Genomic DNA, 26,671 nt, shown 5'->3' on the forward strand with positions numbered 1-26,671 from the left:
CGTACGGACGGCGGGACTCCGCCCCAACGGAGCCCCGCCTCCGGTCACTTGGTGTTGATGACCTCGTCGATCGCGGCGTCCGCCTCCTTCGCGGCGGCCTCGACCGACTTCTTGCCGGTGCCGATGTCCTGCAGCATGGTCTGCAGGATCTGGGCCTTCTCGACCTTGCCCCAGCCGGGGGCCATCGGGACGAACCAGCTGGACTCGGCCGCGGTGGCGGGGACCGCGGTCGCGGGGTCGTCCTTCAGGGTCGCGAGGCCGGTCTTGTTGTTGGGCAGGTTGCCCTTGGCCATCAGGCCGTTCTGGCCGGAGGTTCCGGTGAAGGCGTTGATCCACTCGGCGGCGACGGCCCGCGCGCCGGACTTCGACGGGATGGCGAGGTCGGAACCGCCCAGGAAGACGGGGAGGTTCCCGCCGGACGGGCCGGGCATCACGAAGTTCTCGAGGTTGTCCTTGAGCTTGCCGGTCTTGTCGTTCTTCGGGTCGGCCGCCGTGGCACCCTCCCACGCGGCGCCGAAGATCATGCCGGACTTGCCCTGGCCGTAGACGATGTACCGGTCGGACTCGTCCTTGGTCTTGTCGCCGTGCATGTACTTGTCGACGACGTTCTTGAAGTCGGTCAGGCCCTGGACGGACTCCGGCGAGGAGAGGCCGGCCTTCCACCGGCCGCCCTCCTCCTTGGCGATGGAGCCGCCGGCGTCGTAGACGAAGGACATGGCCGCGTACCAGTCACGGGTGGGCTGGTACCAGGCGCTGAACTTGCCGCCCTCCTTCTTCTGGACCTTGTCCAGGGCCGCGGTCAGCTCCTTGTAGGTCTTCGGGGCGGACTTGACGCCCGCCGAAGCGAAGAGGTCCTTGCGCCAGTTGCCGACGCGGCCGCCGGCGTAGTACGGCACGCCGTAGGTCTTGCCCTGGTAGGTGACGGAGGCCTTCAGGCCGTCCAGCCAGGCGGAGGAGTTGTCGAACCTGGCCGGGTCGACGGGGGCGAAGGCGCCGTTGACCATGTAGGCGAGCATCTCGGTGTTGCCCATCTCGACCACGTCGGGGGCCTTGTCGGTGGCGAGGACCGCGTCGAGCTTGGTGTTCTTGTCCGGCCAGCCGTAGTACTCGTGGTTGATCTTGATGCCGGGGTGCTTCTTCTGCACCGCGGCGTCGGCGGCCTTGACCAGGTCAGGCCAGTTGTTCTGGGCGTCGACGGTGAGCCAGACGGTCAGCTCCTTGGCGTCCGCGCCCTTGCCGTCCGAACCACCGCTGCCACTGTCGTCCCCGCACGCCGCGATGGAGACCATGATGCCCGCGATACCGATCGCGGCTATCAGCTTGCGCTTCACGCCACCCTCCTCAGGGATGCACACAAACCCCCCTGCCTCCCCGCGGTTACCGGCGTCGAAGCACGTACCGCCTATGGGGCCGGGTCCTGGACCAATGGTGTAGACCAGTGAGGGGAGCTTGGCCCAGACCAATAGGACTGTCAAGGGTGTTTCAGCAGGCTCCAGGCGTCCGTGATAGGACCGAGATATGCAATGACCTTTCACCCCCAAGCGACAGATCGGACGTACCAGTTGCGGTGAACCACCGGCTCCGGGACGGCGCGGTGGACTAGACCAACACCGGTCCCGACGGTATACAGAGGGGATCACGGAGCGTGCGGGGCGCACCCCGGTACGCTGCCGTGCCACGATGTGAGCCGTGACCGACGGGATGTCGGTCGTTTCGGCACCAGGAGCCGGGAAGGCGGACCATGAGCACCGACGTCAGCAGTGCGGAGAACGAGGGTGGGACGACCGTCCGTACCGCGCGCGTGCCCAAGTACTACCGCCTGAAGAAGCACCTGCTCGACATGACGGAGACCCAGGCGCCCGGTACTCCGGTCCCTCCCGAGCGCACACTGGCGGCGGAGTTCGACACGTCGCGCACGACCGTGCGCCAGGCTCTCCAGGAACTGGTCGTCGAGGGCCGCCTGGAGCGCATCCAGGGCAAGGGCACCTTCGTCGCCAAGCCGAAGGTCTCGCAGGCGCTCCAACTCACCTCGTACACCGAGGACATGCGCGCCCAGGGCCTCGAACCCACCTCGCAGCTCCTGGACATCGGCTACATCACCGCGGACGACCGGCTCGCCGAGCTGCTCGACATCACGGCCGGCGGGCGGGTGCTGCGCATCGAGCGGCTGCGCATGGCGAACGGCGAGCCGATGGCCATCGAGACGACGCACCTGTCGGCGAAGCGCTTCCCGGCCCTGCGCCGGTCCCTGGTCAAGTACACGTCCCTGTACACGGCCCTGGCCGAGGTATACGACGTACACCTCGCCGAGGCCGAAGAGACCATCGAGACCTCGCTGGCCACTCCGCGCGAAGCCGGCCTGCTGGGCACGGACGTGGGCCTGCCGATGCTGATGCTCTCCCGGCACTCGCTGGACAGGGAGGGCCAGCCGGTGGAATGGGTTCGGTCGGTCTACCGGGGAGATCGCTACAAGTTCGTGGCGAGGTTGAAGCGTCCACAGGAGTAGCGCACACACCGATGCCGCCCACCTGCGCGCGGGCCGCCCCGGGGCGGAGGTGCCGACCCGGCGCGCCTTCGACGGATGCGGACACGGCGTCAGGAGGACGGCCCCGCCAGGGGTTCCGTTGCCGCTGAAGCCGATGTGCGGACGGGGTCTTTCGCTTTCCTGACACCGTCGCCTAGATTGCCCGCGCGTTACAACAGGTGATCAGTGAGGGGACGGAGTCGCCGTATGCCAGAAGTGCCCGAAGTGAAACCATCGGTGGTGACACCGGCCCGCGTCGTCATCGCGATCTGTCTCGTCGCTCCGTTCGTCGCGATGCTGTGGGTCGGGTCGTACGCCAAGATCGACCCGGCGCTCGCCGGCATCCCGTTCTTCTACTGGTACCAGATGCTGTGGGTGGTCGTCTCCACGGCGCTGACGATGGTCGCGTACACGCTGTGGCGGCGTGACCAGCGCGCCCGCGCCACGCGGAACGGGGGTGCGCCGGAGTGAAGGACGGAGTCAACGGCGTCGCGCTCGCCGTCTTCATCGTCTTCTTCCTGGCCGTCACCGTCATGGGTTTCCTCGCCGCCCGCTGGCGCAAGGCCGAGAACGAGCACAGCCTCGACGAATGGGGCCTGGGCGGGCGGTCGTTCGGCACCTGGATCACCTGGTTCCTGCTCGGCGGCGACCTGTACACGGCGTACACCTTCGTGGCCGTCCCGGCGGCGGTCTACGCGGCCGGCGCGGCGGGGTTCTTCGCGGTGCCGTACACGATCCTGGTCTACCCCCTGATCTTCACGTTCCTGCCCCGCCTGTGGTCGGTGTCCCACAAGCACGGATACGTCACGACGTCGGACTTCGTGCGCGGCCGCTTCGGCTCGAAGGGCCTGTCGCTGGCGGTCGCCGTGACCGGCATCCTGGCGACGATGCCGTACATCGCCCTTCAGCTGGTGGGCATCCAGGCCGTCCTCGACGTGATGGGTGTCGGCGGCGGCGAGAACACCAACTGGTTCGTGAAGGATCTGCCCCTGCTGATCGCCTTCGGTGTGCTGGCCGCGTACACGTACTCGTCGGGGCTGCGCGCCCCCGCGCTGATCGCGTTCGTGAAGGACACGCTGATCTACATCGTCATCGCCGTGGCGATCATCTACATCCCGATCAAGCTGGGCGGGTTCGACGACGTCTTCGCCAAGGCGGGCGAGAAGTTCACGGCGGCGGGCGCGGGCGGACTGGTCCCGGCCCCGGCCGGCCAGTGGACGTACGCCACCCTGGCACTGGGCTCCGCGCTCGCGCTGTTCATGTACCCGCACTCGATCACGGCGACGCTTTCCTCGCGCAGCCGCGAGGTGATCCGCCGCAACACCACGATCCTGCCCCTGTACTCGCTGATGCTGGGCCTGCTCGCCCTGCTGGGCTTCATGGCGATCGCGGCCGGGGTCGAGGTCACCAACGGGCAGCTGGCGATCCCGCAGCTGTTCGAGAACATGTTCCCGGACTGGTTCGCGGGCGTGGCCTTCGCGGCGATCGGCATCGGCGCACTGGTCCCGGCGGCCATCATGTCGATCGCGGCCGCGAACCTCTTCACCCGCAACATCTACAAGGACTTCATCAAGCCGGACGCGACGGCGGAAGAGGAGACCAGGGTCTCCAAGCTGGTGTCGCTCCTGGTGAAGGTGGGCGCCCTGGTCTTCGTCCTGACCATGGACAAGACGGTGGCGATCAACTTCCAGCTCCTCGGCGGCATCTGGATCCTGCAGACCTTCCCGGCCCTGGTCGGCGGCCTGTTCACCCGCTGGTTCCACCGCTGGGCACTGCTGGCCGGCTGGGCGGTCGGCATGATCTACGGCACGTTCGCGGCGTACGGCGTCGCCTCTCCCACGCAGAAGCACTTCGGGGGTTCGGCGAAGGAGATCCCCGGCATCGGCGAGATCGGCTACATCGGCCTGACGGCGTTCGTGCTGAACGTGGTCGTCACCGTGGTCATCACCTTCGTCCTGAAGGCCGCGAAGGCCCCGGAGGGCGTCGACCAGACCAAGCCGGAGGACTACACCGCGGACGCGGGCGACCCGGGCGTGGAGGTGGAGCTGCCGCCTGCCACGGCGGGGGCAGGCCACTGACGCCGTTGAGCAAGTACGACCCGCAGCGGGCCGCCGGGGAGCAGGACCGCGGCGGCCCGCTGCCGTGCCCGGCATAACTCTTCTCACCTACGAGTTGACGCTGCGAAGCCACCACGACACAACATCTGGGGGTGTCACCGCAGCCCGGCACAAGATGTATGCTCAAGCTCGCTGTCGCCGCAGGGGAATCCGGTGCGAATCCGGAACTGTCCCGCAACGGTGTACTTGTGCACGTCCGCCCCCGAAGCGGACGCGTACACGCGTCAGTCCGAGGACCTGCCGACAGTGCGCCCGGCCGTCCGGCCGGCGTGCCATGACGTCCGGGCCTCGCGGAATGGGCCGGTGGACGCGACGCCGCGTGCGCTCGTGAGCTGCCCCCTGCCCTCCGCAAGGCCCCGTGCCGAGCGAGGGAGAGCCCCACGTGACCATCGCGCCAGCCGACCCGGCTTCAGCAGCCAGCCCCGTGGCCGACGACGGTCCCGGCGCAGCGCTGCTGCGGACCCTGACCGAGCTGACCGCCGACCTCCCCGACGCCGACCCCGGCCGGGTCGCCGCCGCCGCGCTGCGCGGCCGGTCCGCTCGGGCCGACGAGGCGGAGCTGCGGGAGCTGGCCACCGAGGCGGCCGCCGGCCTCATCTCCGACGACCCGGCGTACTCCAGGCTGGCCGCCCGGCTGCTGACGATCAGCATCGCCGCCGAGGCCGCCTCGCAGGGCGTGACGACGTTCACGGAGTCCGTCGCGGTCGGGCACGGCGAGGGGCTCGTCGCCGACCGCACGGCCGCGTTCGTGCGCCTCCACGCCGACCGCCTCGACGCGCTCGTCGACCCCCTTGCCGACGACCGCTTCGGCTACTTCGGCCTGCGCACCCTGCACAGCCGCTACCTGCTCCGGCACCCGATCACCCGTCAGGTGATCGAGACGCCCCAGCACTTCATGCTGCGGGTCGCGAGCGGTCTGGCCGAGGACGACACGGTGCGGTCGCTAGAGGAGGTCGCGGCGCTCTACGGGCTCATGAGCCGCCTCGACTACCTGCCCTCCTCCCCCACGCTCTTCAACTCCGGCACCCGGCACCCCCAGATGTCGTCCTGCTACCTCCTCGACTCCCCTCTGGACGAGCTGGACTCCATCTACGACCGCTACCACCAGGTCGCCCGCCTCTCGAAGCACGCCGGCGGCATCGGGCTGTCGTACTCCCGGGTCCGTTCCCGCGGTTCGCTGATCCGCGGCACGAACGGGCACTCCAACGGCATCGTCCCGTTCCTGAAGACCCTGGACGCCTCGGTCGCCGCCGTGAACCAGGGCGGCCGGCGCAAGGGCGCGGCCGCGGTCTACCTGGAGACCTGGCACTCCGACATCGAGGAGTTCCTGGAGCTGCGCGACAACACGGGCGAGGACGCCCGCCGTACCCACAACCTGAACCTCGCACACTGGATCCCGGACGAGTTCATGCGCCGGGTCAACGCCGACCAGCAGTGGTCGCTGTTCTCGCCCGCCGACGTGCCGGAGCTGGTCGACCTGTGGGGCGAGGAGTTCGACGCCGCCTACCGCAAGGCCGAGGCCGAGGGGCTCGCGCGCAAGACCATGCCGGCCCGCGACCTCTACGGCCGGATGATGCGCACCCTCGCGCAGACCGGCAACGGCTGGATGACCTTCAAGGACGCCGCCAACCGGACGGCCAACCAGACGGCGGCTCCGGGCCATGTCGTCCACTCCTCCAACCTCTGCACGGAGATCCTGGAGGTCACGGACGACGGGGAGACCGCGGTCTGCAACCTGGGGTCGGTCAACCTCGGGGCGTTCGTCACCGGCGGCGACATCGACTGGGAGCGGCTCGACGCCACCGTCCGCACCGCCGTCACCTTCCTCGACCGCGTCGTCGACATCAACTTCTACCCGACCGAGCAGGCGGGCCGCTCCAACGCCAGGTGGCGTCCCGTCGGCCTCGGCGCGATGGGTCTGCAGGACGTCTTCTTCAAGCTGCGCCTGCCCTTCGACTCGCCGGAGGCGAAGGCGCTCTCCACGCGTATCGCCGAGCGGATCATGCTCGCCGCGTACGAGGCGTCCGCCGGCCTCGCCGAGCGGAGCGGCCCGCTGCCGGCGTGGGAGCTGACCCGCACGGCCCGGGGCGTGCTGCACCCCGACCACTTCGACGTGGAGCTCACCTGGCCGGAGCGCTGGGCGGCCCTGCGCGAGCGCATCGCCTCCGCCGGCATGCGCAACTCCCTCCTCCTCGCCATCGCGCCGACCGCCACCATCGCGTCGATCGCAGGCGTCTACGAATGCATCGAGCCCCAGGTCTCGAACCTCTTCAAGCGCGAGACGCTGTCGGGCGAGTTCCTCCAGGTCAACTCGTATCTGGTGAAGGACCTGAAGGAGCTGGGCGTCTGGGACGCCCGTACCCGTGAGGCGCTGCGCGACTCGAACGGCTCGGTGCAGGACTTCGCGTGGATCCCGGCCGACGTACGCGCCCTGTACCGCACGGCGTGGGAGATCCCGCAGCGCGGCCTGATCGACATGGCCGCCGCGCGCACCGCGTTCCTGGACCAGGCCCAGTCGCTGAACCTCTTCCTGGAGACACCGACCATCGGCAAGCTCTCCTCGATGTACGCGTACGCCTGGAAGCAGGGCCTGAAGACGACGTACTACCTGCGTTCGCGCCCGGCGACCCGGATCGCCCGCGCCGCCCAAGCCACCGTTCCCGTACAGCAGGCGACCTCTGAAGAGGCCGTCGCCTGCTCCCTTGAGAACCCCGAGTCCTGCGAGGCCTGCCAGTAATGAGCTCCACCCAGAAGAACCTTCTCGATCCGGGCTTCGAACTCACCCTCCGCCCCATGCGCTACCCGGACTTCTACGAGCGCTACCGGGACGCCATCAAGAACACCTGGACGGTGGAGGAGGTCGACCTCCACTCGGACGTCGCCGACCTCGCGAAGCTCAGTCCCGCCGAGCAGCACCTGATCGGCCGGCTGGTCGCGTTCTTCGCGACGGGCGACTCGATCGTGGCGAACAACCTCGTGCTGACGCTGTACAAGCACATCAACTCCCCGGAGGCGCGCCTGTACCTGTCGCGCCAGCTCTTCGAGGAAGCGGTCCACGTCCAGTTCTATCTGACGCTGCTGGACACCTACCTCCCCGACCCGGAGGACAGGGCGGCCGCCTTCGCCGCGGTCGAGAACATCCCGTCCATCCGCGAGAAGGCGGAGTTCTGCTTCAAGTGGATGGACTCGGTCGAGAAGCTGGACCGTCTGGAGACACAGGCCGAACGCCGCCGCTTCCTGCTCAACCTGATCTGCTTCGCCGCGTGCATCGAGGGCCTGTTCTTCTACGGCGCCTTCGCGTACGTCTACTGGTTCCGCAGCCGGGGACTGCTGCACGGCCTCGCCACGGGCACCAACTGGGTGTTCCGTGACGAGACGATGCACATGAGCTTCGCTTTCGAGGTCGTCGACACCGTCCGCAAGGAGGAGCCGGACCTCTTCGACGACCGGCTCCGGCAGCAGGTCACCGACATGCTGAGGGAGGCCGTCGAGGCCGAGCTGCAGTTCGCGCGCGACCTGTGCGGTGACGGCCTGCCGGGCATGAACACCGACTCGATGCGCGAGTACCTGGAGTGTGTCGCCGACCAGCGCCTGACCCGCCTCGGCTTCGCCCCCGTGTACGGCTCGGAGAACCCCTTCTCCTTCATGGAGCTGCAGGGCGTCCAGGAGCTGACGAACTTCTTCGAGCGCCGCCCGTCGGCGTACCAGGTCGCCGTCGAGGGCTCGGTCTCCTTCGACGACGAGTTCTAGGGGGAGACGTTCCAGGACCGGATACGGCAGGTGGGCTGTGCCTCGGCGTGGGTCGGGGGACAGCCCGCGACGGGGATCCTGACACCGGGGTGGCACGTCCAACCGGGGAGGAGGGCCCCCATGAGCCGAACGAGCCACCACCGGATCGCCGCTCTCGCGGCAGTGACGCTTCTTCTCGCGGGCTGCGGCGCGCAGAGCGGCGGCGGGGCGGGCAGCGGCGGCACTGTGCCGCCGTCCCCCACGACTTCCCAGAAGGGCTGTACGGCTACGGCTCGGGCGACGCTCACCGCCGCCGACTCCGGCCGCAGGATCTGTCTGGTGACCGGAGACGTGATCCGTATCGGCCTCGACGGCACCGCCGCGCGCCCCTGGACGCCCGTCGCCGTCTCGGGCCGCGCTCTCGAGGCCACCAACAGCGGCATCGTGCTCCAGCCGGGCGACGCCTCCGCGGCCTTCAAGGCGGTCTCGGCCGGGACGGTACGGCTCAGGTCGTACCGCCCGCTGTGTGCCGCCCACCCCGGCCGGGTCGCATGTGAGGGCCTTCAGGAGTGGTCGGTCACGGTCGTGGTGACGTAGCGCCGGGGTCGGGGTCGCCCGGGGCGGACGGCGTCCTGGCCCGGTCGCTCCGCCTCCTTGATCTGACGGTCGATGCGGCGCTCGCGCACGATGCCGATCACGGCGGGGGTGGCCATGAGCACCAAGGTCCCGAGGACGGTCAGTATTCCGATGAGGGCGTCCATGTGCGTCGTGTTCATGTATGCCACTGTCCCGCCGAATGCCCCTTACCGTCAGTGGCAGGACTGCCGCACACCCTCGAATTACTGCCACTTTCGAGGCATACTGGCAGCATGCTGAAAAACGTCGCCGCCGTCCTGCTCGACGGCGTGCACCCCTTCGAACTCGGCGTCGTCTGCGAGGTCTTCGGCATCGACCGCAGCGACGAGGGCCTGCCGGTGTACGACTTCGCCGTCGTCTCGGCGGAGGGCCCGAGCCTCAGCACCCATGTCGGCGGACTCACCGTCGCCACGCCGTACGGCCTCGACCGGCTGGAGGAGGCCGACCTGATCGCCGTACCGGCGGGGAGCGACTACGTCACGCGCGGCTATCCGCCCGAACTGCTGGATGCCCTGGTGCGGGCCGTCGGGCGAGGTGCCCGCGTGCTCAGCGTCTGCTCGGGCGTCTTCGTGCTGGGCGCCGCCGGGCTGCTCGACGGGCGGCGGTGCAGCGTGCACTGGCGGCAGGCCGACGAGCTCGCCGTGCGCTGTCCTCGGGCGATCATCGAGCCGGACGTGCTGTACGTCGACGAGGACCCGGTGATCACCTCAGCCGGCACCGCCGCCGGCATCGACGCCTGCCTGCACATCGTCCGCAAGGAACAGGGGCCCGAGGTCGCCAACAAGATCGCCCGGCGGATGGTCGTACCGCCGCACCGGGACGGCGGGCAGGCCCAGTACATCGAGCGGCCGCTGCCCCGGTCGCCCTGCGACACGGTCGGCGAGGTGCTGGTGTGGATGGAGCACCACCTCGACGAGGAGGTCACCGTCGAGCAGCTCGCCGACCGTGCCCACATGTCCCCGCGCACCTTCGCCCGCCGCTTCCAGCAGGAGACGGGGACCACTCCGTACCGCTGGATCCTGCGCCAACGGGTGCTGCTGGCTCAGCGGTTGCTGGAGGCGACGGACGAGACGATGGACGCGATCGCGGGCCGGACGGGCTTCGGCACCGCGGCCGCGCTGCGCCATCAGTTCGTACGCGCGCTGGGGACCACCCCGAACGCCTACCGGCGCACGTTCCGGGGGCCGCAGGCCGTGCCGGATGCCGATCCGGACGCGGCCTGACCCCTCACCTGGGATGTGCCCTGAGCAACAGCCTGTCGGGGCGCAGAGTGATGCCCACCCGCGTGGCGTCGTTCGACCCGGCCACCTGCTCGAAGCGGAATCTCGCCGCCAGTGTTGCCGTGATCAGGGTCAGCATGGCCATCGAGAAGTGGTCGCTCGGGCACTTGCGGTTGCCCACACTGAACGGGCGCATGGCGTATTTCGGAAGGTCCTTGACCCGCTCCGGAAGCCACCGGTCCGGGTCGAACTCCAGGTTCCGCGCATACGAACGCGGATCTCGCTGGATCGCGTACGGGCTGTACACGAGGTCGGCACCGGCCGGAATGCGATAGCCACCGAGTTCCGTGTCGGTCACCGCCCGGCGCGTCAATATCCAAACGGCGGGACGCAACCGCATGGACTCGACGACGACATTGTTCGTGTGGGCGAGCTTCCGGACGTCCTCGAATGCCACCAGCCCGCCGCCGGTGACGGATTCGACCTCCGCGCACACCTTGTCCGCGTGTTCGGGATGGTCGGCGAGCACCTGCAGCAGCGACATGATCGTGGACGCGATGGTTTCGCTGCCGGGGGTGAGTATGGCCACGACCTGATCATGGATCTCCTGTTCCCCGATCGGGTCGCCATTGTCGTCCGTCGCCTCCAGCAATGCCGTCAGCAAATCGTCCGGCCTTTGACCAGACGCCCGGCGCTCGGCGACGATCTCGTCGACCACGAGATGCAAATCGGCCAGTGCCCGGTTGAATTTGCGGTTGGGCGGCAGGGGCAGCCTGTAGAGCGGTCCGAGCGGGACCACCATCCGCTGGTACATACCGCGGAAGACGGTGGCGAGCGCGGCGCACAGCCGCTCGGCCCGCTCGTCCATGTAGTCGCCGCGCAGCAGACAGCGAGCGGCCACGCGCACGGCGACGCGGAAGGCCTCGGAGGTGCAGTCGATCGTCTCGCCCGGCTTCCAGCGCTCGGTCAGCGCGTGCGCCTCCTCCTCCATGATCGGCCCGTACGCGGGGACGGCGTCGAGCCGGAAGGCGGGCTGGATGGTGCGCCGCTGGCGCCGGTGCAGCGGACCGTTGGCGGTGGCGACGCCCTCCTTGCCGAGCAGACCTTCCAGTGACTCCCACAGCGGTCCGGCGATGATGTAGTCGGGGCTCAGTGCCAGGGCTCCGGTGAGGGCCGGCGTGGTGACGGCGTACACCGTCTTCGGTCCGAGCTTCAGCCGTACGACGTCGCCGTGGTCGCGCAGCCGGGCCATGAAGGCCAGCGGGTCGCGGGCCAGCTGCCAGCCGTGGCCGAGGGCCGGGACACCCCCGCCTGCGAGGGGCGGCTCACGAAGCTCCACCGCGTCGGGGGCTTCGCGCTTCACAGACTCGACGGTCATTTCTCACCTGCCGCTTCGTTGTTGACGTACGGGGGCGTGGACCGGTCGTCCCAGCTGTCGACCATGTACCGGCCGGACTCGTGGTGGAACCAGTAGACGGAACTGAACCAGTTCCGCATATTTGCGAGGCAGGCCCGAACGGCGGCGCTCAGTTCCTTTCCCCGCACGGTGCCGTCGACGAGGCCGTCCGCGAACCGTAAGGCAACCCGTTCAGCCACGAGGAATTCGGAAATGCATTCCTCGACACGTCGCCGGATTTCCGAGACCGCCTCTTCGAGGCTCAGTCCCCCGTGTTTGATGAGGCTGAGTCCGAGGTTGTGGACCTCGTCGCCCGCTATTTCCTTCGGGAGCGAGCAGAGGTCGTTGTACCAGGCGGCGAATTCCTGGCTGAGCAGCGCCGCCCGCCGGTATGCCGGGTGTTTTCGTACGCGGTCCGGAAGTTCACAGTCCGCGCTCGGCTCCAGCAGGTCGGTCCAGATCCAGTGCGCGAAGGTGAGGCGGCGCAGGGCGAGATACTCCTCGACCGTGGGAACCCTCCCCACGGTGCGGTTGTGGAATTCCCGGTCGTACGCGTCGATCACCGCGTGGAAGTGGCGGGCGAACCGCGCGTTCCACGTCCCGGGCAGGAACGAGTACAGCCGCATCACACCGTCCGCCAACCCGGCGACCACTGGGTCCTCGTGGTGCAGATGGGTCCGGGGTGAGTCCAGGGCCGCGTGTAAGCGGAACCTGAGCCGCCGCCAGGCGCCGGCCCGGCCGTGGACGATGTCACGGTCCTGCCGGTCGTCCCAGACGAAGAACCACGCGCTGTAGTCCGCTATCGCCTGCAGGACCTCGTCCGGGGCGCCGATGTAGTACCCGGCCATGAGGTCGGTGTAGCACAGGCCGTCGGCATATTCCTCCACCTTGTCCGCAGGCATGAGCCGTTTTTCCAGCAGCCAGGTGCGTGTCTTCTCCTGGAGCCTGGGCCAATACGAGTGGAGTTGCCTGGGAAACGCTGCCTCGATCACCGGAAGAGAGAGCGAGGGCGGGATGGCGATCGCCGTCGGTGTCGATGTGGTGCTGCGTGGGAAAGCATGCACGAACAAACCCCTCTCAGCCGCCAGTCGCGCACGCCCTCCCTCTGTGCGGGGCGTGCGCCGTTGCGTATCCCCGCACTGCCCATTCAGCACTACAACTGACCGTTCTGGGAACGGATTTGCTCCATTCACTACCCCGCAGTGCTGAGAATCCCCCCTCTGTGCCGGGTTACGGATCACTGGACGAGCACACGCGATCGAGCGTGCGACGGACAGACGAACGGCGTCTGTTCAGGCAGAGGAACCTGAACAGACGCCGTACGTACGGGAGTCGTGGGGCGTCAGTCGTTGGCGACCACGGGGTAGCGGGGCTCGTTCTCGGCCATCTGCCGCAGCGCGTCCTTGCGTTCGCGCTTGGAAAGCCGGTCGATGTAGAGGTACCCGTAGAGGTGGTCGGTCTCGTGCTGCAAACACCGGGCAAAGTAGCCGGTGCCGCGCACCCTGATCGGGTTGCCCTTCTCGTCCTGCCCGGTGACCTCGGCGTAGTCCGGGCGGGCGAGCGGCGCGTACGCGGTGGGCACGGACAGACAGCCCTCGTTGCTGTCGTCGAGGCGGCGCTTGTCGGCGGGCAGGTCGACGAGCCTGGGGTTGCAGACGACACCGACGTGCCGGACGCCCTCGTCGTCACCGCAGTCGTAGACGAAGACCTTCAGGTCGACGCCGATCTGGTTGGCGGCCAGGCCCACACCCTCGGCGGTGCGCTGCGAGGCGAACATGTCCGCGACCAGCTGCTCCAGCTCCTCGCCGAACTCGGTGACGTCCTTGCACTCCTTGTGCAGCACCGGGTTCCCGACCACCGTGATCGGCCGTGAGGTGCCGCGCTCACGCCAGGCGTTCTCGCGCTCCTCCGTCTCCCCGGTGTCGATGACGAAGCCCTCGTCGTCCACGGGGAGCACGCCCGCGTGCTGCTGATCGGTGTCCTGCTGCGCCATGACCGACGTATGCCTTCCTCAGAAAAAACGGGGGTGTGCTGCTGATACAGGGTACGGGGAACGCACCCCGCACGGGCGCGGGGCAGTGCGGCGTGCGGCTCCGCCACCGGGGGCGGCCAGCCACGACGGACCCGCAGCCAGCGGCGCGTCAGCCAGGCCCCGGGCTGACGCGGCACTGGCAACCCTTAACAGACTTCTTCGAGATCCCGCCAGTCACGAGAGTCCGGACTGTCCGCAACCCAGCCGTCGAGCAGACCCCGTACGAGTGAGGCGGGGGCGGCGATGCCGCACTCCCGCTCCGGCACCCACAGCTGCCCGTCGGTCCGGTGCCCGAGAGGACCGGGATGCCCCGGCTCACTGTGATCGTGCGGATCGAGATGCTCGCCGTCGCCCTCGTCGGACGGCATGCGGGACTCGGAGCACATGCGGCACAGCAGCCGCACGGACGACGACCAGTCCTCCGCGGCGAACCCCGCGTCGGCGGCGAGCTGCTCCAGGGCGTCCCGGTCGGCCTCGGTGGCGGCCTCCAGGAGGACCACCCAGGTGGGGACGGGTGAGGGCGCCCACAGCTCGATCTCGTCGAAGACGGGATAGGAGTGCCCGGCGGCGGTGGTCCGCTCACCATGGGGCACCCCGTCGTGCAGCACGACCTCGCCCCAGCGCCGTCCGGAGGAGGGCAGGGGGATGGAGAGCACTTCGAGGCGCGCCGGATCCAGCCGCCGCCCCCACACCACCTCGGCCTCCCCCTCGGGCGACAGCCGTACGGCCGCGCTGCCGAGGTCCATGCCGAGGGGCTCGCCGGCCGCCGTGGCGCCCCCGGGCACCCGCAGCCCGTACGCCTGCCAGGCCCGCCGGGCCAGCGGCCAGTCCTGCAGGGCGGTGGCGGCGATGCCGACGTTCCACCAGTCGGGCGCCCCGGTCTCCCGGTCGAGCAGAGCGACGGCGCGCAGTCCCGCCGCCCGGGCCTGCTCCCAGTCGTGCCGGAACTTGTGGAGGAGGGCGAGGTTGAACCACGACTCGGACAGCCAGGGCTCCAGATCGGCGGCCCGCGTAAGCAGCGCGCCCGCGTCCTCGTACCGGCCGTCGCCGATCAGCGTGAACGCGCGGTCTGTGGCCTGCCGCCAGGAGGCGGAGGGCCGGTGCCGTCCCTTGCCGAAGATCCTCACGATTCCCGCCTGCCAGTTCCGTGGAGTGGGCTGGCTGTGCCCCCGGACACCCTCTTCTTCGCATCCAACCACGTACGGCTGGAAGGGCGCTCATTACCCATGGGTTACCCCGTCGCGGGCAGGGTCAGACAGTCCCGGGACAGGACCGTGGCCAGCGCCTCCACCACTTCGGGCGCATACTCCCCCGCAGTCGCCAGGCGCAGTTCCTCCAAGGCCTTCAGGGCGCCGCCGGGCCCGGCGTCCCGGGCTTTCTCCTCGTACGCGTTCACGGCCCGCACGATCCGCGCGGCCACGGGCTGCTCCCGGCAGGGGTCGGCCTGCCGCTCCACGACCACGGCGACCGCCGCGTCGACCCCGGTCTGGCGTACGACAGCCCCTCCGAGGAGCGCGATCCGCCGCTGTTCGACGGCCGGCAGGCCGGCGGTGGCCCCCGCCGGTACCGGATCGACCAGGCTCAGCTGCCCGATGTCGTGCATCAGGGCCGCGTACTCCAGCACGGTCAGTTCGGGCCCGGACAGCCCCAGTTCCCGCCCGACGGCCTGGCTGAGCACGGCGACGCGCCGGGCGTGCCCGGCCGGGGTGTATCCGGCGACCTCGGTGGCCCGGGCGAGGGAGGTGATGGTCTGCCGGTACGTGATCCGTACGGCCGCGTACCGCCCGAAGGACATCTGGGTGAGCAGCAGGGGCAGCGAGAACACAGGCAGGGCCCACAGCCCGGCCACGGCGACGGCGACGGCCATCACCGCCCCCGTCGCGATCACGGCGGACCCGATCCCGAGCAGCGCCCGTAGTTCGTCCCGCAGCAGCGGGCCGAAGGGCCAGTCGGTGCGGGAGCGCGCCAGCGCGGCGGCGAGCAGGGCGTCGCACAGCGCGGTCAGGGACAGCAGCGCGAGCAGCACCAGGGCGTAGGCGGTCCCGCCCCAGGCCGCGAACACGCCCTGGCCGTAAAGAGGCTGGAAGCACACGGCCGCGAACCCGACGGTCAGCACGCGCCGGGCGAGATGGTCGAGCGCCGGCCCCTGCCCCCGCGCTATGTGCGGCACGCTGCCGAGAAGGGAGGCGGCCAGGACGACGGCGACGGCCTGAAAGGCGCCGTGATGCGTCGGCTGTCCCGCGTCCTCGCCGAGCAGCGCGTACGACAGGGCCCCGGCGGCCCCGAGCGGCGCGGCCTCCCTTGCCGGGGCGCCGGTCACGGAGGTCCCCCCGGTCGGGCGAAGCCGAGAGTGGGGAAGGGTGAGCTCACCCACCGTGACGAGCAGACCGAAGGCGAGGGCGACGGGGCGTTCCTGGAGGCCGGTCCGGAGAGTGTGAAGGAGAGAGAGGGCAGCGAGGAGTCCGGCAGAGGCGTGAACGAGACCGAGGGCGAAAGGGGGCCGCGTCGACGTCATGGGGCGCTCCGGCCGACGCTGTCGGGGTGCAAGCTCGGCCGACCGGAAACAGGTGCGCCCGGTGGGGAACCGGGAGGGGACCGTAAGTCGTCGGCTGTGACCGCCGGATGCCACCCGCACCGCCCGAGCGCCTGCCCCAACGCCGCGACCATCCGCGGATCGAACTGTGCGCCCGCACACCGCTCCAGCTCCTCCAGGGCAACGGCAACCGGACGCGCCCGGCGATAGGACCGGGTGGACGTCATCGCATCGAACGCGTCGGCGACCGCCACCACCCGCGCCGACTCGGGAATCTGGCTCCCCATCAGCCCGTACGGATACCCGCTCCCGTCCAGCCGCTCGTGGTGATGCAGCACCGCCGCCCGGGCCTCCCCGAGAAAGGAGATCCCCCGCACCATCTCGTGCCCGTACTCGGGATGCAGCTCGATCACCCGCCGCTCCTCGGGCGTCAGCGGCCCGTCCTTCCTGAGCAGCCGCGTGGGAACCCCGAGCTTCCCCACGTCGTGCAGGATCCCGGCGAACCGCAGCACCTCGACGCGCTCGTCGTCCATCCCGAGCTCACGCGCGATCATCATCGACGCCTGCCCGACCCGCTCACTGTGCCCGCGGGTGTACCCGTCCTTGATGTCGACGGCCTGCACCAGCGCCCGGATCGTCGCCCGGTGGGCCGCCCGTTCCCGGTGGTACTGCGCGAACACCCACCACGAGACACACATCGGGATCAGTACGAGCAACGCGGCGAAGGGCCCGTAGGGACTGCTCCACAGCACGGCCATCATCAGCCCGGCGAGCCCGTGGACGGTGACCGGAGCCGGCGACCGCAGGAACAGCCCCCGCCAGGCCCTGTGCACCGGCACCCGCTCGGCGAGCGCCAGAATCCCCCCGTCCAGGGCGGCGAGCACCAGACAGAACGCCAGCACGGCCGCCCCTGCCGGGACGAGCGCGTACGGGAAGTCGGACGCCACGACCGCGGCCCGCCCGCCGAACGCCCAGTGCACCCGCGCCGCCACCCACACGCCGACGACGAGCTGGGCGGCCCGCCAGATCCGCCTGAGCCCCCGCGGCCGCTGGTCGACAGGGGAAAGCAACGCCCCCGGCAGCGGCACGAGCGCGGCCGCGGACGGGGGCAGCAGAAAGGCCCCGGCGAGCAGCACGGGGTAAAAGGTTCCGGCAGACCGCCACCGGGCGGCGACCTGCTCGCAGCCGCCGTAGAGGACGGTGAGCAGGAGGACCGCCCACCAAGGCGTACACACGGCCGGCAGCGGCGACAGACAGACCAGCCCGGCGACGCCGACACAGGAGACGTACGCACGAGCCCGTGCCGGAACCGTCTCCATCACGCCCCTCCCCGGCCATGGCAGTCCAGGTTCCGGAGCCTAGGGCGGCAGGAGGGGGACCCGCGGGGCTATGTCCCGCGGATTAGCACGTTCGAGTGATGACGGCCCGTTTCTGGGCGGGAGTTCAGGACTCCTGCGGGGTCACGGTGACGTCGTGCTCGGGCACGGCCTGCCCGGAGCGGATCAGGTCGATCCGCCCCATGACCTTGGCGCGCAGGTCGGTGGGCACGTCGTCCTGTCCGCAGCACCGCTTGACGAGCTTCTTCACGGCCTGCTCCAGGCCGTACTTCTCGAGGCACGGCGAGCACTCCTCGAAGTGGTGCTCGAACTTGGTGCAGTCGGCGTCGGGCATCTCACGGTCGAGGAACTCGTAGAGATGATCCAGGATCTCGCTGCAATCCGTCTCGTGCGGCTCTCCGCAGCTCATGAGCCCGAGCCTTTCGCTTCGTTCGACTCTCCGGCGCCGGCCGGGACCAGCCCGCGGTCACGGGCGTAGTCCTCGAGCATGCCGCGCAGTTGACGGCGGCCCCGGTGCAGCCGGGACATCACCGTACCGATGGGGGTCCCCATGATGTCCGCGATCTCCTTGTACGCAAAGCCCTCCACGTCCGCGAGATACACGGCGATGCGGAATTCCTCGGGGATCGCCTGCAGAGCTTCCTTCACGTCCGAGTCGGGCAGGTGGTCGAGCGCCTGCGACTCCGCGGAGCGCAGACCCGTCGACATGTGCGACTCGGCACGCGCCAGCTGCCAGTCCTCGATCTCCTCGGCCGCGCTGCGCTGGGGTTCACGCTGCTTCTTGCGGTACGAGTTGATGAAGGTGTTGGTAAGGATCCGGTACAGCCACGCCTTGAGGTTGGTGCCCTCGCGGAACTGGTGGAACGACGCGTACGCCTTGGCATACGTCTCCTGCACCAGGTCCTCGGCGTCGGCCGGGTTGCGCGTCATGCGCAGGGCCGCCGAGTACATCTGGTCGAGGAATTCGAGCGCGTCCCGCTCGAAGCGCGCGCTGCGCTCGGCGGTCGTTTCCGTCGTCGCGTCGCTCGTGCCCTGGCCCTCGGGCTGCTCCGCCTGGCCGTGATCGGTCCCTGCGTCGGTCCCAGTGACCGGACCCACCTCCTCAAGATCCCGGGCAGAACCGAAACCGGTCCCACCAGAATCGGAGGATAGACGACGATCCGGTCCGCCCGCCGCCCGAATAGGGGTCGCCTTGGCCGCGTGCAGCACCGTCCAGTCCAGGTCAGAGCGGCTGCTGCTGCGGCTCGAATCAGACTCTGCCGGGCGCAGCCCGTCCACGGGGTGGTGGTGGGAGACGGGCGGGCAGATGGTCGAACCCATGCGGCGGACTTCCTCTCCTACGGCGTCGGCGCTGGTGGTTCAGCACTTCTGTCCGCTCAACAGTGGGCCGGTACGCATCATTCCCGAACCTTTACCCGAGTGACCCGGTCCACGTCACCACCCCGTCCGTGATGAGCGCCATGGCCTGGTCCTGTGTGATCTCCGCCCGCTTCGGCACGGCGAAGCCGTGATCGCCGTACGGCACCTCGACCAGTTCGTACGGCCCTTCGGGGAATTCCGCGGGCTTGCCGAACGGGTCGTTCCCGCCCTGGACGACCAGGGCGGGCACCCCCGTTCCGAGCAGCTCGTCGGCACGGGACTTCTCGGGCTTGCCCGGCGGGTGCAGCGGGAAGCTGAGGGCGAGGACGGCGTGCGCGCCCAGCTCGACCGCGGTGCGGCAGGCCACGCGGGCTCCCGCGCTCCGCCCGCCCGCGATCACGGGCAGTCCTGGCTCGGCCAACGCCGGCCACAGCCCACGCCACCCCACGTCCAGCGTCTTCGGCGCGGGTGCCAGCTTCTTCCCGGCCACCCGCCAGGGCTGCTCGACGAGCGCGACGGTGACGCCGTGCGCGGGCAGCACCGCCGCCAGCGCCCTGAGGTCGCGCGCCTGGATACCGCCGCCGGCGCCATGGCTGACCGCCAGCACGAACCTGGGCTTGCCGGCCTCGTGCCAGGTGATGCGAGCGGTGCCCGCGTCCGTCTCGACGGTCTCGATGGTCTGGGTCGTCACGTCAGAAAAGTGTGCCCTCTTCGGGCCCCTCCAGCTCCTTCAGCAGCTCCGGTCCGTTGTTGCGCACATTGCTCACCTCGGTCGACACCGGGTACGCCCGCATCAGCCCCGCGGGCGGCGGCTCCAGCAGCGACCGCAGGTCGTCGACGTCCGTGCGTGCCGGGTCAAGCCAGCTGTCCCACCGGTCCGGCGTCAGCATGAGCGGCATCCGCGGGTGGATGTCGGCGAGCGCGTGCGGGCCCTCGGCCGGTGCCACCGCCAGCGGGGTCCTCTCGGCCTCCGTGGTGATGACGGAGCACGTCACCCACCAGGCCTGCGGATGGTCGTCGGGCAGGGTCCGGTCCCGCCAGAACTCGTACAGCCCGGCCATCGCGAAGACCGAACCGTCGGCGGGGAGCACGAAGTAGGGCTGCTTGCGCGGCCGCTTCTTCTTGCCCTCCACCTCCAGCTCCCGCTCCTGCCTGCCGGTCACCCACTCGTAGTAGCCGTCGGCGGGGATGATGCAGCGGCGGGAGGAGAAGGCGCGGCGGTACGACGGCTTCTCGTGGACGCTCTCCGCACGTGCGTTGATCATCCGGGCTCCGCCCTCGGGGGTCTTCGACCAGGACGGGACGAGCCCCCACTTCAGCTTGCGCAGCTGCCGAACCGGCCGCGGGTCCGCGACGTCCTTCACAGGACGGTCCAGGACGGCGTAGACCTCCTTGGTCGGAGCGACGTTGTAGTCGGGCGCCAGAGTCTCCTCCGGCTCCCACTTCTCGATCTCAAAGATTCCTGCGAGATCCTCGGGCCTACGACTGGCCGCATACCGTCCGCACATACGTGCCACACTGCCAGATTCGCCGCGCCGAGAGGGAGCCACCGCCGAACATGCCCACCACCGCATCCGACTCGCTCGCCTCCCTCTGGGACGAGGTCTTCGGCAGCCAGCCCGACCCCGACCTGTGGGTGGTGCTCGCGACCCTGGTCGCCGCGCTCGCCCTCGTCGTCCCGCACGCCCTGTGGCGCCTCTCGCGCAACGCCATCACCATCGCCCACGAAGGCGGCCACGGCCTGGTCGCGCTGCTGACCGGCCGCACACTGACCGGCATACGGCTGCACTCCGACACCAGCGGCCTCACCGTCAGCCGCGGCAAGCCGCACGGCCTGGGCATGATCCTCACCGCGGCCGCCGGCTACACCGCTCCCCCGCTGCTCGGCCTCGGCGGCGCCGCGCTGCTCGCCGCCGGTCACATCACCGCGCTGCTGTGGCTGGCCACGGCCCTGCTGGTGGCGATGCTCGTGATGATCCGCAACGCGTACGGAGCGCTGACCGTGGTCCTCACCGGCGCCACCTTCGTCCTGGTGTCCTGGCTGACCGGCCCCCAGGTGCAGGCGGCGTTCGCGTACGCGGTGGTGTGGTTCCTGCTGGCCGGCGGCGTCCGCCCGGCCTTCGAACTCCAGGCCAAGCGGGCACGCGGCGGCGCCGGCGACTCGGACGCGGACCAGCTGTCCCGCCTCACCCACGTCCCCGCGGGCCTGTGGCTGTTCCTGTTCCACGCGGTGTCGCTGTGCTCGCTGATAGGCGGAGGCCGCTGGCTGCTGGAGGGATGAGGCGCCGCCGAGGGGCAGCGTCATCAGGGGCGCGGGGCCGTGTCGACTTCGCGGCTCCGCCGCGTGGTGCGCGACCAGCCACAACGCTCCCGCACCCGAACCACACGCTGCTTATACAGTGGGGCCATGGCCCCGAACCCCGCCCACACCGCCCTCTGGCCCGCCCCGCACGCGAGCGGAGCCGTCGACGCGACGGTCCACGTGCCCGGGTCCAAGTCGGTCACCAACCGCGCCCTCGTGCTCGCCGCCCTCGCCTCCGAGCCGGGCTGGCTGCGTCGCCCGCTGCGCTCGCGCGACACGCTGCTCATGGCGGGGGCCCTGCGGGCGATGGGCGTCGGCATCGAGGAAGGGGTCGGCCCGGACGGCTCCGGCGAGGCCTGGCGGGTCATCCCCTCGGGCCTGCACGGCCCGGCCACGGTCGACGTCGGCAACGCCGGCACGGTGATGCGCTTCCTGCCGCCGGTCGCCGCGCTCGCCGACGGCCCCATCCGCTTCGACGGCGACCCGAGGTCGTACGAGCGTCCCCTCAACGGCGTGATCGACGCCCTGCGCGCCCTCGGCGCCCGTATCGACGACGACGGCCGCGGCGCGCTGCCGCTGACGGTCCACGGCGGCGGTGCCCTGGAGGGCGGCCCCGTGGAGATCGACGCGTCGTCCTCGTCGCAGTTCGTGTCGGCCCTGCTGCTGTCCGGCCCGCGCTTCAACCAGGGCGTCGAGGTCCGGCACACCGGCTCCTCCCTGCCCTCCCTGCCGCACATCCAGATGACCGTCGACATGCTGCGCACGGTCGGCGCCCAGGTGGACACCCCGGAGTCGGGCGGCGAGCCGAACGTCTGGCGGGTGACGCCCGGTGCCCTGCTCGGCCGGGACCTGACGGTCGAGCCGGACCTCTCCAACGCCCAGCCGTTCCTGGCGGCGGCCCTGGTGACCGGCGGCAAGGTCCTGGTCCCGGACTGGCCCGCGCGCACGACCCAGCCGGGTGACCGGCTGCGCGAGATCTTCACCGAAATGGGTGGCAGCTGTGAACTCACCGAGTACGGCCTGGTGTTCACCGGATCGGGTTCGATCCACGGCATCGACGTGGACCTGGGCGAGGTCGGCGAGCTGACCCCCGGCATCGCGGCGGTCGCGGCCCTCGCGGACTCCCCGTCCACCCTTCGGGGCGTGGCTCATCTGCGGCTGCACGAGACAGACCGGCTGGCCGCGCTCACCAAGGAGATCAACGATCTCGGCGGCGACGTGACGGAGACCGCCGACGGCCTGCACATCCGCCCGCGACGGCTGCACGGCGGGATCTTCCACACCTACGAGGACCACCGCATGGCCACCGCCGGCGCGATCATCGGCCTCGCGGTGGAGGGTGTGCAGATCGAGAACGTGGCGACGACGGCGAAGACCCTCCCGGACTTCCCCGACCTGTGGGCCGGGATGCTCGGGGCGTAGGGACTCATCCATGCGCCGCTACGGCAAGCACACCGACGAGGACGACATCCGCTCCCGCCCGAACCGCAAGGGCAACCGGCCCCGTACGAACATCCGCCCCAAGCACGAGGACGCGGCCGGGGGCATGGTCCTCACCGTCGACCGGGGCCGTCTGACCTGCCTGGTCGAGGACCGGGTCGTGCTGGCGATGAAGGCCCGGGAACTGGGCCGCAAGGCGGCGGTGGTCGGCGACCGGGTGGCCCTCGTAGGCGACCTGTCCGGCAAGAGGGACACGCTCGCGCGGATCGTCCGGATCGAGGAGCGCACGTCCGTACTGCGCCGTACCGCGGACGACGACGACCCGTACGAGCGCGTTGTGGTCGCCAACGCCGACCAGTTGGCGATCGTCACGGCCCTGGCCGACCCCGAACCCCGCCCGCGCCTCATCGACCGCTGCCTGGTGGCGGCGTTCGACGGCGGACTGAACCCCCTCCTCGTCCTGACGAAATCGGACCTGGCCCAGCCCGACAAGCTGCTGGAGCTGTACGGCCACCTGGACATCCCCTACGTCGTCACCAGCCGTGAGGAACTGGAGACCGGCGACGCGGCGGACCGGGTGCGCGAACAGCTCGACGGCAAGATCACGGCGTTCGTGGGCCACTCCGGCGTCGGCAAGACGACCCTGGTCAACGCCCTGGTCCCGCAGGGCCGCCGCAGGCTGACCGGCCATGTGAACGCGGTGACCGGCCGCGGCCGCCACACCACGACCTCGGCGCTCGCCCTGCCGCTGACCGGGGACGCCGGCTGGGTCGTGGACACCCCGGGCGTCCGCTCCTTCGGACTCGCCCACATCGACCCGTCGCGCGTGATCCACGCCTTCCCCGACCTGGAGCCGGGCACCGAGGGCTGCCCGCGCGCGTGCGGTCACGACGAGCAGGACTGCGCGCTGGACGAGTGGGTGGCCGAGGGCCACGCCGACCCGGCGCGCCTTTACTCCCTGCGCCGGCTGCTTTCCACGAGGGAACGCACGGAAGGCGACTGACCTCTGCGTTGTTCGTCTCCCTGCAGGTCCGGTAGAGGCATAATCGCACCGAGCCGGATCCAAGCCTGAGCGAACCCTGAGGAAGCGGTCACAGAGCGTGGAGACACTGGAGGACAGCACATGGCGTGGCTGCTGGTCATCGTGGCCGGGTTGCTCGAAACAGGCTTCGCCGTCTGCCTGAAGCTCTCGCACGGCTTCACCCGCTTCTGGCCGACCGTCGCGTTCTGCGTCTTCGCCCTCGGCAGCTTCGGCCTGCTGACCCTCTCCCTGAAGAAGCTCGACGTGGGCCCCGCCTACGCCGTGTGGACCGGCATCGGCGCGGCGGGCACCGCGATCTACGGCATGGTGTTCCTGGGTGACCTGGTGTCCACATTGAAGATCGTCTCGATCACCCTGGTGGTCGCGGGCGTGATCGGACTCCAGCTGTCGGGCTCCGCGCACTGACGCGCTCTTCGGGGTGCCGGGGCATCAGCGCTCGGGAGTCAGCTGCCGGTGCAGCGCGCCCCGGACGAGGTCCGTCACGCCGCCCTCGCCGGGCGGGGCCGCGACACAGGACAGGGCGAGCCGGACGACGAGTTCGCAGGAGCGGGCCAGCTCGGCGCTCTCCTGCTTGGCGACGCCCGGAGGGGACAGGGCGGCCACGGCGCGGTCCCGGACAAGCGCCACGATGTCGCCGGGCGACGGAAGCGGCCCGTCCGCGCGGCGCTGCGCCGGCACGGCCGAGGAGGACGGCACCGCCTTCAGCGTCGGCGAAGGAAGCCGCTGGCTCCAGCAGCCGGTGAGCAGGGCCCGTACGAGCGCGTTCTCGCGGGCCGCCGAGACGGTCCACTCGGCGGCGGCGGCCAGCCGCTCACGGCCGTCGAGGTGCTGGGCGAGCGCGCGGTCGACCCCCTCTGAATAGGCGTCGGCCTCCCGCCGGACGAGCGCCCGGGCGAGGCCCTCCTTGCTGCCGAACTCGTTGTACAGCGTCTGCCGGGACACTCCGGCGGCCGCGGCGACGTCCACCATCCGCACGGCGGACCACGGCCGGCGCGCCAGCGCCGTGTAAGCGGCGTCCAGCAGGGATTCCCGCGCTGCAGGCATCATCGCCTCCCTGGGCGAGCGGCTCTGCGCCCAGGTTTGACGCGCACGAGGGGACTGTCAAGGGTTCGCGACGGCACTCAGGGGGGCGCACGGGGCTCATCACCGGCCGCTGTCCTGCGACCAGCCCCGTATGGCCCTGTGCCGACCCCGGAAGATACCGTTCACCACATGCCCGACTACCTCGATGACCTCCGCCTCGCCCAAGTGCTCGCGGACGCCGCCGACGCGGCGACCATGGACCGCTTCAAGGCACTCGACCTCAAGGTCGAGACGAAGCCGGACATGACTCCTGTGAGCGAGGCCGACACGGCGGCGGAGGAACTCATCCGCGGCCAGCTCCAGCGGGCCCGCCCCCGCGACGCGATCCTCGGCGAGGAGTACGGCGTCGAGGGCACCGGCCCCCGCCGCTGGGTGATCGACCCCATCGACGGCACGAAGAACTACGTACGCGGCGTGCCCGTCTGGGCCACCCTCATCTCGCTCATGGAGGCCGGCGAGGGCGGCTACCAGCCCGTCGTCGGCGTCGTCTCCGCTCCCGCCCTCGGCCGCCGCTGGTGGGCCGCGAAGGGCCATGGCGCCTTCACCGGCCGCAGCCTGTCCTCGGCGAGCCGGCTTCGCGTCTCCCGTGTGTCCAAGCTGTCCGACGCCTCCTTCGCGTACTCCTCGCTCACCGGCTGGGAGGACCAGGGCCGGCTGGGCGGCTTCCTGGACCTGAACCGCGAGGTGTGGCGCACGCGCGCGTACGGCGACTTCTGGCCCTACATGATGGTCGCCGAGGGCTCGGTCGACATCTGCGCGGAACCGGAACTCTCCCTCTGGGACATGGCGGCCAACGCGATCATCGTCACGGAGGCCGGCGGCACCTTCACCGGCCTCGACGGCCGCCCAGGCCCGCACAGCGGCAACGCGGCGGCCTCCAACGGCCTGCTCCACGACGAGTTCCTGGGGTATCTCAACGAGCGCTACTGACGGTTTGCCCTGACCTGAGCTTTTCCCCGAACTCCGCCTCTCCGGGCAGGCTCCGCGAGCTCGCGAAGGCGCGGGCCCAGTCGTCGAGGCCTCCACGTCGGTCGATCAAGTTGTTGTCGAGATCGAAGACCCTTTGCGTGCGTCTGCGCAGATGCAGGCCGTGCCTCCGAGGATGATCCCGGGGTCACGTCCGATCCTCGGGTCGTGATCGTGCACCCGCCGTCGCCGGCCGGCGGCCGGCGCGTGCGCGTGGATGGCGAGATCCTGCCCGGCGCGCCGGGGCGTCTGCGGGCCGTCCGAGGGCGGGCAGTGACGACCAGCAACGACCAGTGACGGCCGCCACCGCGCAGCTCTCCGCGGAGTGCGAGGTGACGCCGCACCCCGCCGGAGAGCCGGTTCCATACGGGCGCTACCGAGCGCGACGAGGTGAGCGCGTGCGCCGTCAACCGGCCGCACGCGCCCTCTTGTTGACCCGCGCTTTACCTGCGACTCTGAGAGTCCCCCCACTTGTGAATTTGTGAATCAGTGAACTAAGTGGATTCCGCAGGAGGTGGCTCCATCCCATGCTCGTCCGTGACGCCATGAGCACGGTGGTCCTCACCATCGGCCCCGCCCATACCCTCCGCCAGGCCGCCGCCCTGATGTCCGCCCGCCGGGTCGGCGCGGCCGTGGTCCTCGACCCGGACGCCGGCGGCATCGGCATCCTCACCGAACGCGACATCCTCAACTCCGTGGGGCTGGGACAGAGCCCGGACACGGAGCGCACCCACGACCACACCACCAACGACGTCGTGTTCGCCACCCCCGCCTGGACCCTGGAGGACGCGGCCCGGGCCATGGCCCACGGCGGCTTCCGCCATCTCATCGTCCTGGACCGCGGCGAGCCCGTCGGAATCGTCTCGGTCCGCGACATCATCCGCTGCTGGGCACCGGCACGGCAGCAGGTGCCTGCCTGAGAACGCCGAGCGGGCCGGGCCCCTCGCGGTCGCGA

The 26,671-nt window shown here is 70.3% G+C and carries 26 protein-coding genes and 1 riboswitch; of the genes, 13 read left to right on the forward strand and 13 right to left on the reverse strand.

Translation table 11 applies throughout. The features are described from left to right. Nucleotides 1-44: 44 nt before the first annotated feature. Nucleotides 45-1,331 (reverse strand): extracellular solute-binding protein, encoded by a 1,287-nt coding sequence (locus ACZ562_RS24670; RefSeq protein ID WP_471182935.1) that lies wholly within the window; start codon nt 1,329-1,331, stop codon nt 45-47. A gap of 410 nt (nt 1,332-1,741) precedes the next feature. Here ACZ562_RS24670 and ACZ562_RS24675 point away from each other — a divergent pair, with 410 nt between their 5' ends. The 6 genes from ACZ562_RS24675 to ACZ562_RS24700 all read left to right on the forward strand — a co-directional run bounded on the left by ACZ562_RS24675 (nt 1,742) and on the right by ACZ562_RS24700 (nt 8,967). After that, nucleotides 1,742-2,506: a GntR family transcriptional regulator gene (locus ACZ562_RS24675; RefSeq protein ID WP_471182938.1), complete on the forward strand. Its 765-nt coding sequence runs from the start codon at nt 1,742-1,744 to the stop codon at nt 2,504-2,506. A 225-nt stretch (nt 2,507-2,731) separates the two neighbouring features. Next, nucleotides 2,732-2,995: a DUF3311 domain-containing protein gene (locus ACZ562_RS24680; protein WP_471182941.1), complete on the forward strand. Its 264-nt coding sequence runs from the start codon at nt 2,732-2,734 to the stop codon at nt 2,993-2,995. Further along, a complete protein-coding gene (gene mctP, locus ACZ562_RS24685) occupies nt 2,992-4,602 on the forward strand; it encodes a monocarboxylate uptake permease MctP (RefSeq protein WP_471182943.1) in 1,611 nt (536 codons plus the stop codon). The genes ACZ562_RS24680 and mctP overlap by 4 nt, the downstream gene beginning before the upstream one ends. 158 nt (nt 4,603-4,760) lie before the next feature. Beyond that, a riboswitch (cobalamin riboswitch) is annotated at nt 4,761-4,900 on the forward strand. A gap of 123 nt (nt 4,901-5,023) precedes the next feature. Then, complete coding sequence (locus tag ACZ562_RS24690; protein WP_471182946.1) at nt 5,024-7,378, forward strand: ribonucleoside-diphosphate reductase subunit alpha; 2,355 nt, start codon at nt 5,024-5,026, stop codon at nt 7,376-7,378. Beyond that, nucleotides 7,378-8,391, forward strand: coding sequence for a ribonucleotide-diphosphate reductase subunit beta (locus ACZ562_RS24695; RefSeq protein ID WP_471182949.1), 1,014 nt, complete (start codon nt 7,378-7,380; stop codon nt 8,389-8,391). The genes ACZ562_RS24690 and ACZ562_RS24695 overlap by 1 nt, the downstream gene beginning before the upstream one ends. 120 nt (nt 8,392-8,511) lie before the next feature. Then, nucleotides 8,512-8,967 (forward strand): hypothetical protein, encoded by a 456-nt coding sequence (locus ACZ562_RS24700; RefSeq protein WP_471182952.1) that lies wholly within the window; start codon nt 8,512-8,514, stop codon nt 8,965-8,967. On the opposite strand, the gene ACZ562_RS24705 is transcribed toward ACZ562_RS24700, so the two are convergent. Next, nucleotides 8,934-9,146: a hypothetical protein gene (locus ACZ562_RS24705; protein ID WP_471182955.1), complete on the reverse strand. Its 213-nt coding sequence runs from the start codon at nt 9,144-9,146 to the stop codon at nt 8,934-8,936. The genes ACZ562_RS24700 and ACZ562_RS24705 overlap by 34 nt on opposite strands. A 93-nt stretch (nt 9,147-9,239) precedes the next feature. Between ACZ562_RS24705 and ACZ562_RS24710 the strand changes: the two genes are divergently transcribed. After that, entirely contained in the window at nt 9,240-10,229 is a 990-nt protein-coding gene (locus ACZ562_RS24710; protein ID WP_471182958.1) for a GlxA family transcriptional regulator, read from the forward strand. Between the two features lie 4 nt (nt 10,230-10,233). On the opposite strand, the gene ACZ562_RS24715 is transcribed toward ACZ562_RS24710, so the two are convergent. The 10 genes from ACZ562_RS24715 to ACZ562_RS24760 all read right to left on the reverse strand — a co-directional run bounded on the left by ACZ562_RS24715 (nt 10,234) and on the right by ACZ562_RS24760 (nt 20,391). Then, nucleotides 10,234-11,604, reverse strand: a complete 1,371-nt coding sequence (locus ACZ562_RS24715; RefSeq protein WP_471182960.1) for a bifunctional albaflavenone monooxygenase/terpene synthase — start codon at nt 11,602-11,604, stop codon at nt 10,234-10,236. Next, nucleotides 11,601-12,686, reverse strand: a complete 1,086-nt coding sequence (gene cyc1 / locus ACZ562_RS24720; protein ID WP_471182963.1) for an epi-isozizaene synthase — start codon at nt 12,684-12,686, stop codon at nt 11,601-11,603. Before cyc1 ends, ACZ562_RS24715 begins: the two co-directional genes overlap by 4 nt. A 278-nt stretch (nt 12,687-12,964) precedes the next feature. Continuing rightward, nucleotides 12,965-13,615: a peptide deformylase gene (gene def, locus ACZ562_RS24725; protein WP_471182966.1), complete on the reverse strand. Its 651-nt coding sequence runs from the start codon at nt 13,613-13,615 to the stop codon at nt 12,965-12,967. A gap of 185 nt (nt 13,616-13,800) precedes the next feature. Then, a complete protein-coding gene (locus ACZ562_RS24730) occupies nt 13,801-14,781 on the reverse strand; it encodes a tetratricopeptide repeat protein (protein WP_471182969.1) in 981 nt (326 codons plus the stop codon). A 104-nt stretch (nt 14,782-14,885) separates the two neighbouring features. After that, the gene (locus tag ACZ562_RS24735) at nt 14,886-16,169 is read right to left on the reverse strand and encodes an HD-GYP domain-containing protein (RefSeq protein WP_471182972.1); all 1,284 of its coding nucleotides are present in this window, start codon (nt 16,167-16,169) and stop codon (nt 14,886-14,888) included. Next, complete coding sequence (locus tag ACZ562_RS24740; RefSeq protein ID WP_471182974.1) at nt 16,166-17,506, reverse strand: HD-GYP domain-containing protein; 1,341 nt, start codon at nt 17,504-17,506, stop codon at nt 16,166-16,168. Before ACZ562_RS24740 ends, ACZ562_RS24735 begins: the two co-directional genes overlap by 4 nt. A 124-nt stretch (nt 17,507-17,630) precedes the next feature. Then, on the reverse strand, nt 17,631-17,933 hold the full coding sequence (gene rsrA, locus ACZ562_RS24745; protein ID WP_471182977.1) for a mycothiol system anti-sigma-R factor: 303 nt from the start codon (nt 17,931-17,933) through the stop codon (nt 17,631-17,633). Further along, nucleotides 17,930-18,622, reverse strand: a complete 693-nt coding sequence (gene sigR, locus ACZ562_RS24750; protein WP_471182980.1) for an RNA polymerase sigma factor SigR — start codon at nt 18,620-18,622, stop codon at nt 17,930-17,932. Before sigR ends, rsrA begins: the two co-directional genes overlap by 4 nt. Before the next feature lie 313 nt (nt 18,623-18,935). Next, nucleotides 18,936-19,574: an alpha/beta hydrolase family protein gene (locus ACZ562_RS24755; protein ID WP_471182983.1), complete on the reverse strand. Its 639-nt coding sequence runs from the start codon at nt 19,572-19,574 to the stop codon at nt 18,936-18,938. Between the two features lies 1 nt (nt 19,575). Beyond that, nucleotides 19,576-20,391 (reverse strand): SOS response-associated peptidase, encoded by an 816-nt coding sequence (locus ACZ562_RS24760; RefSeq protein ID WP_471182986.1) that lies wholly within the window; start codon nt 20,389-20,391, stop codon nt 19,576-19,578. A gap of 50 nt (nt 20,392-20,441) precedes the next feature. On the opposite strand from ACZ562_RS24760, the gene ACZ562_RS24765 reads away from it, so the two are divergent. The 4 genes from ACZ562_RS24765 (at nt 20,442) to ACZ562_RS24780 (ending at nt 24,072) form a co-directional block, all read left to right on the forward strand. Then, complete coding sequence (locus tag ACZ562_RS24765) at nt 20,442-21,164, forward strand: M50 family metallopeptidase (RefSeq protein WP_471182989.1); 723 nt, start codon at nt 20,442-20,444, stop codon at nt 21,162-21,164. A gap of 126 nt (nt 21,165-21,290) precedes the next feature. Continuing rightward, nucleotides 21,291-22,607 carry a 3-phosphoshikimate 1-carboxyvinyltransferase gene (aroA, locus tag ACZ562_RS24770; protein WP_471182993.1) on the forward strand — a complete coding sequence of 439 codons (1,317 nt, stop codon included), beginning with the start codon at nt 21,291-21,293 and terminating at the stop codon, nt 22,605-22,607. A gap of 10 nt (nt 22,608-22,617) precedes the next feature. Next, nucleotides 22,618-23,628: a ribosome small subunit-dependent GTPase A gene (gene rsgA, locus ACZ562_RS24775; RefSeq protein ID WP_471182995.1), complete on the forward strand. Its 1,011-nt coding sequence runs from the start codon at nt 22,618-22,620 to the stop codon at nt 23,626-23,628. A 120-nt stretch (nt 23,629-23,748) separates the two neighbouring features. Beyond that, nucleotides 23,749-24,072 carry a DMT family transporter gene (locus ACZ562_RS24780; RefSeq protein ID WP_471182998.1) on the forward strand — a complete coding sequence of 108 codons (324 nt, stop codon included), beginning with the start codon at nt 23,749-23,751 and terminating at the stop codon, nt 24,070-24,072. 24 nt (nt 24,073-24,096) lie between these two features. On the opposite strand, the gene ACZ562_RS24785 is transcribed toward ACZ562_RS24780, so the two are convergent. Beyond that, entirely contained in the window at nt 24,097-24,714 is a 618-nt protein-coding gene (locus tag ACZ562_RS24785; protein WP_471183001.1) for a TetR/AcrR family transcriptional regulator, read from the reverse strand. A gap of 165 nt (nt 24,715-24,879) precedes the next feature. Between ACZ562_RS24785 and hisN the strand changes: the two genes are divergently transcribed. Next, a complete protein-coding gene (gene hisN / locus ACZ562_RS24790; RefSeq protein ID WP_471183004.1) occupies nt 24,880-25,680 on the forward strand; it encodes a histidinol-phosphatase in 801 nt (266 codons plus the stop codon). A gap of 563 nt (nt 25,681-26,243) precedes the next feature. Further along, on the forward strand, nt 26,244-26,636 hold the full coding sequence (locus ACZ562_RS24795; RefSeq protein WP_471183008.1) for a CBS domain-containing protein: 393 nt from the start codon (nt 26,244-26,246) through the stop codon (nt 26,634-26,636). The last annotated feature ends 35 nt before the right edge of the window (nt 26,637-26,671 follow it).

This window comes from Streptomyces sp. NPDC040410 (assembly GCF_055595715.1).

Coding starts and splice junctions, on each gene's coding strand:
- ACZ562_RS24785 (WP_471183001.1), bottom strand. CDS start 24,714: ATGATGCCTGCAGCGCGGGAATCCCTGCTGGACGCCGCTTACACGGCG.
- rsgA (WP_471182995.1), top strand. CDS start 22,618: ATGCGCCGCTACGGCAAGCACACCGACGAGGACGACATCCGCTCCCGC.
- ACZ562_RS24675 (WP_471182938.1), top strand. CDS start 1,742: ATGAGCACCGACGTCAGCAGTGCGGAGAACGAGGGTGGGACGACCGTC.
- ACZ562_RS24735 (WP_471182972.1), bottom strand. CDS start 16,169: ATGACGTCGACGCGGCCCCCTTTCGCCCTCGGTCTCGTTCACGCCTCT.
- ACZ562_RS24680 (WP_471182941.1), top strand. CDS start 2,732: ATGCCAGAAGTGCCCGAAGTGAAACCATCGGTGGTGACACCGGCCCGC.
- ACZ562_RS24760 (WP_471182986.1), bottom strand. CDS start 20,391: ATGTGCGGACGGTATGCGGCCAGTCGTAGGCCCGAGGATCTCGCAGGA.
- ACZ562_RS24795 (WP_471183008.1), top strand. CDS start 26,244: ATGCTCGTCCGTGACGCCATGAGCACGGTGGTCCTCACCATCGGCCCC.
- def (WP_471182966.1), bottom strand. CDS start 13,615: ATGGCGCAGCAGGACACCGATCAGCAGCACGCGGGCGTGCTCCCCGTG.
- hisN (WP_471183004.1), top strand. CDS start 24,880: ATGCCCGACTACCTCGATGACCTCCGCCTCGCCCAAGTGCTCGCGGAC.
- ACZ562_RS24705 (WP_471182955.1), bottom strand. CDS start 9,146: ATGAACACGACGCACATGGACGCCCTCATCGGAATACTGACCGTCCTC.
- ACZ562_RS24765 (WP_471182989.1), top strand. CDS start 20,442: ATGCCCACCACCGCATCCGACTCGCTCGCCTCCCTCTGGGACGAGGTC.
- ACZ562_RS24700 (WP_471182952.1), top strand. CDS start 8,512: ATGAGCCGAACGAGCCACCACCGGATCGCCGCTCTCGCGGCAGTGACG.
- ACZ562_RS24715 (WP_471182960.1), bottom strand. CDS start 11,604: ATGACCGTCGAGTCTGTGAAGCGCGAAGCCCCCGACGCGGTGGAGCTT.
- ACZ562_RS24710 (WP_471182958.1), top strand. CDS start 9,240: ATGCTGAAAAACGTCGCCGCCGTCCTGCTCGACGGCGTGCACCCCTTC.
- aroA (WP_471182993.1), top strand. CDS start 21,291: ATGGCCCCGAACCCCGCCCACACCGCCCTCTGGCCCGCCCCGCACGCG.
- rsrA (WP_471182977.1), bottom strand. CDS start 17,933: ATGAGCTGCGGAGAGCCGCACGAGACGGATTGCAGCGAGATCCTGGAT.
- ACZ562_RS24780 (WP_471182998.1), top strand. CDS start 23,749: ATGGCGTGGCTGCTGGTCATCGTGGCCGGGTTGCTCGAAACAGGCTTC.
- ACZ562_RS24695 (WP_471182949.1), top strand. CDS start 7,378: ATGAGCTCCACCCAGAAGAACCTTCTCGATCCGGGCTTCGAACTCACC.
- ACZ562_RS24740 (WP_471182974.1), bottom strand. CDS start 17,506: ATGGAGACGGTTCCGGCACGGGCTCGTGCGTACGTCTCCTGTGTCGGC.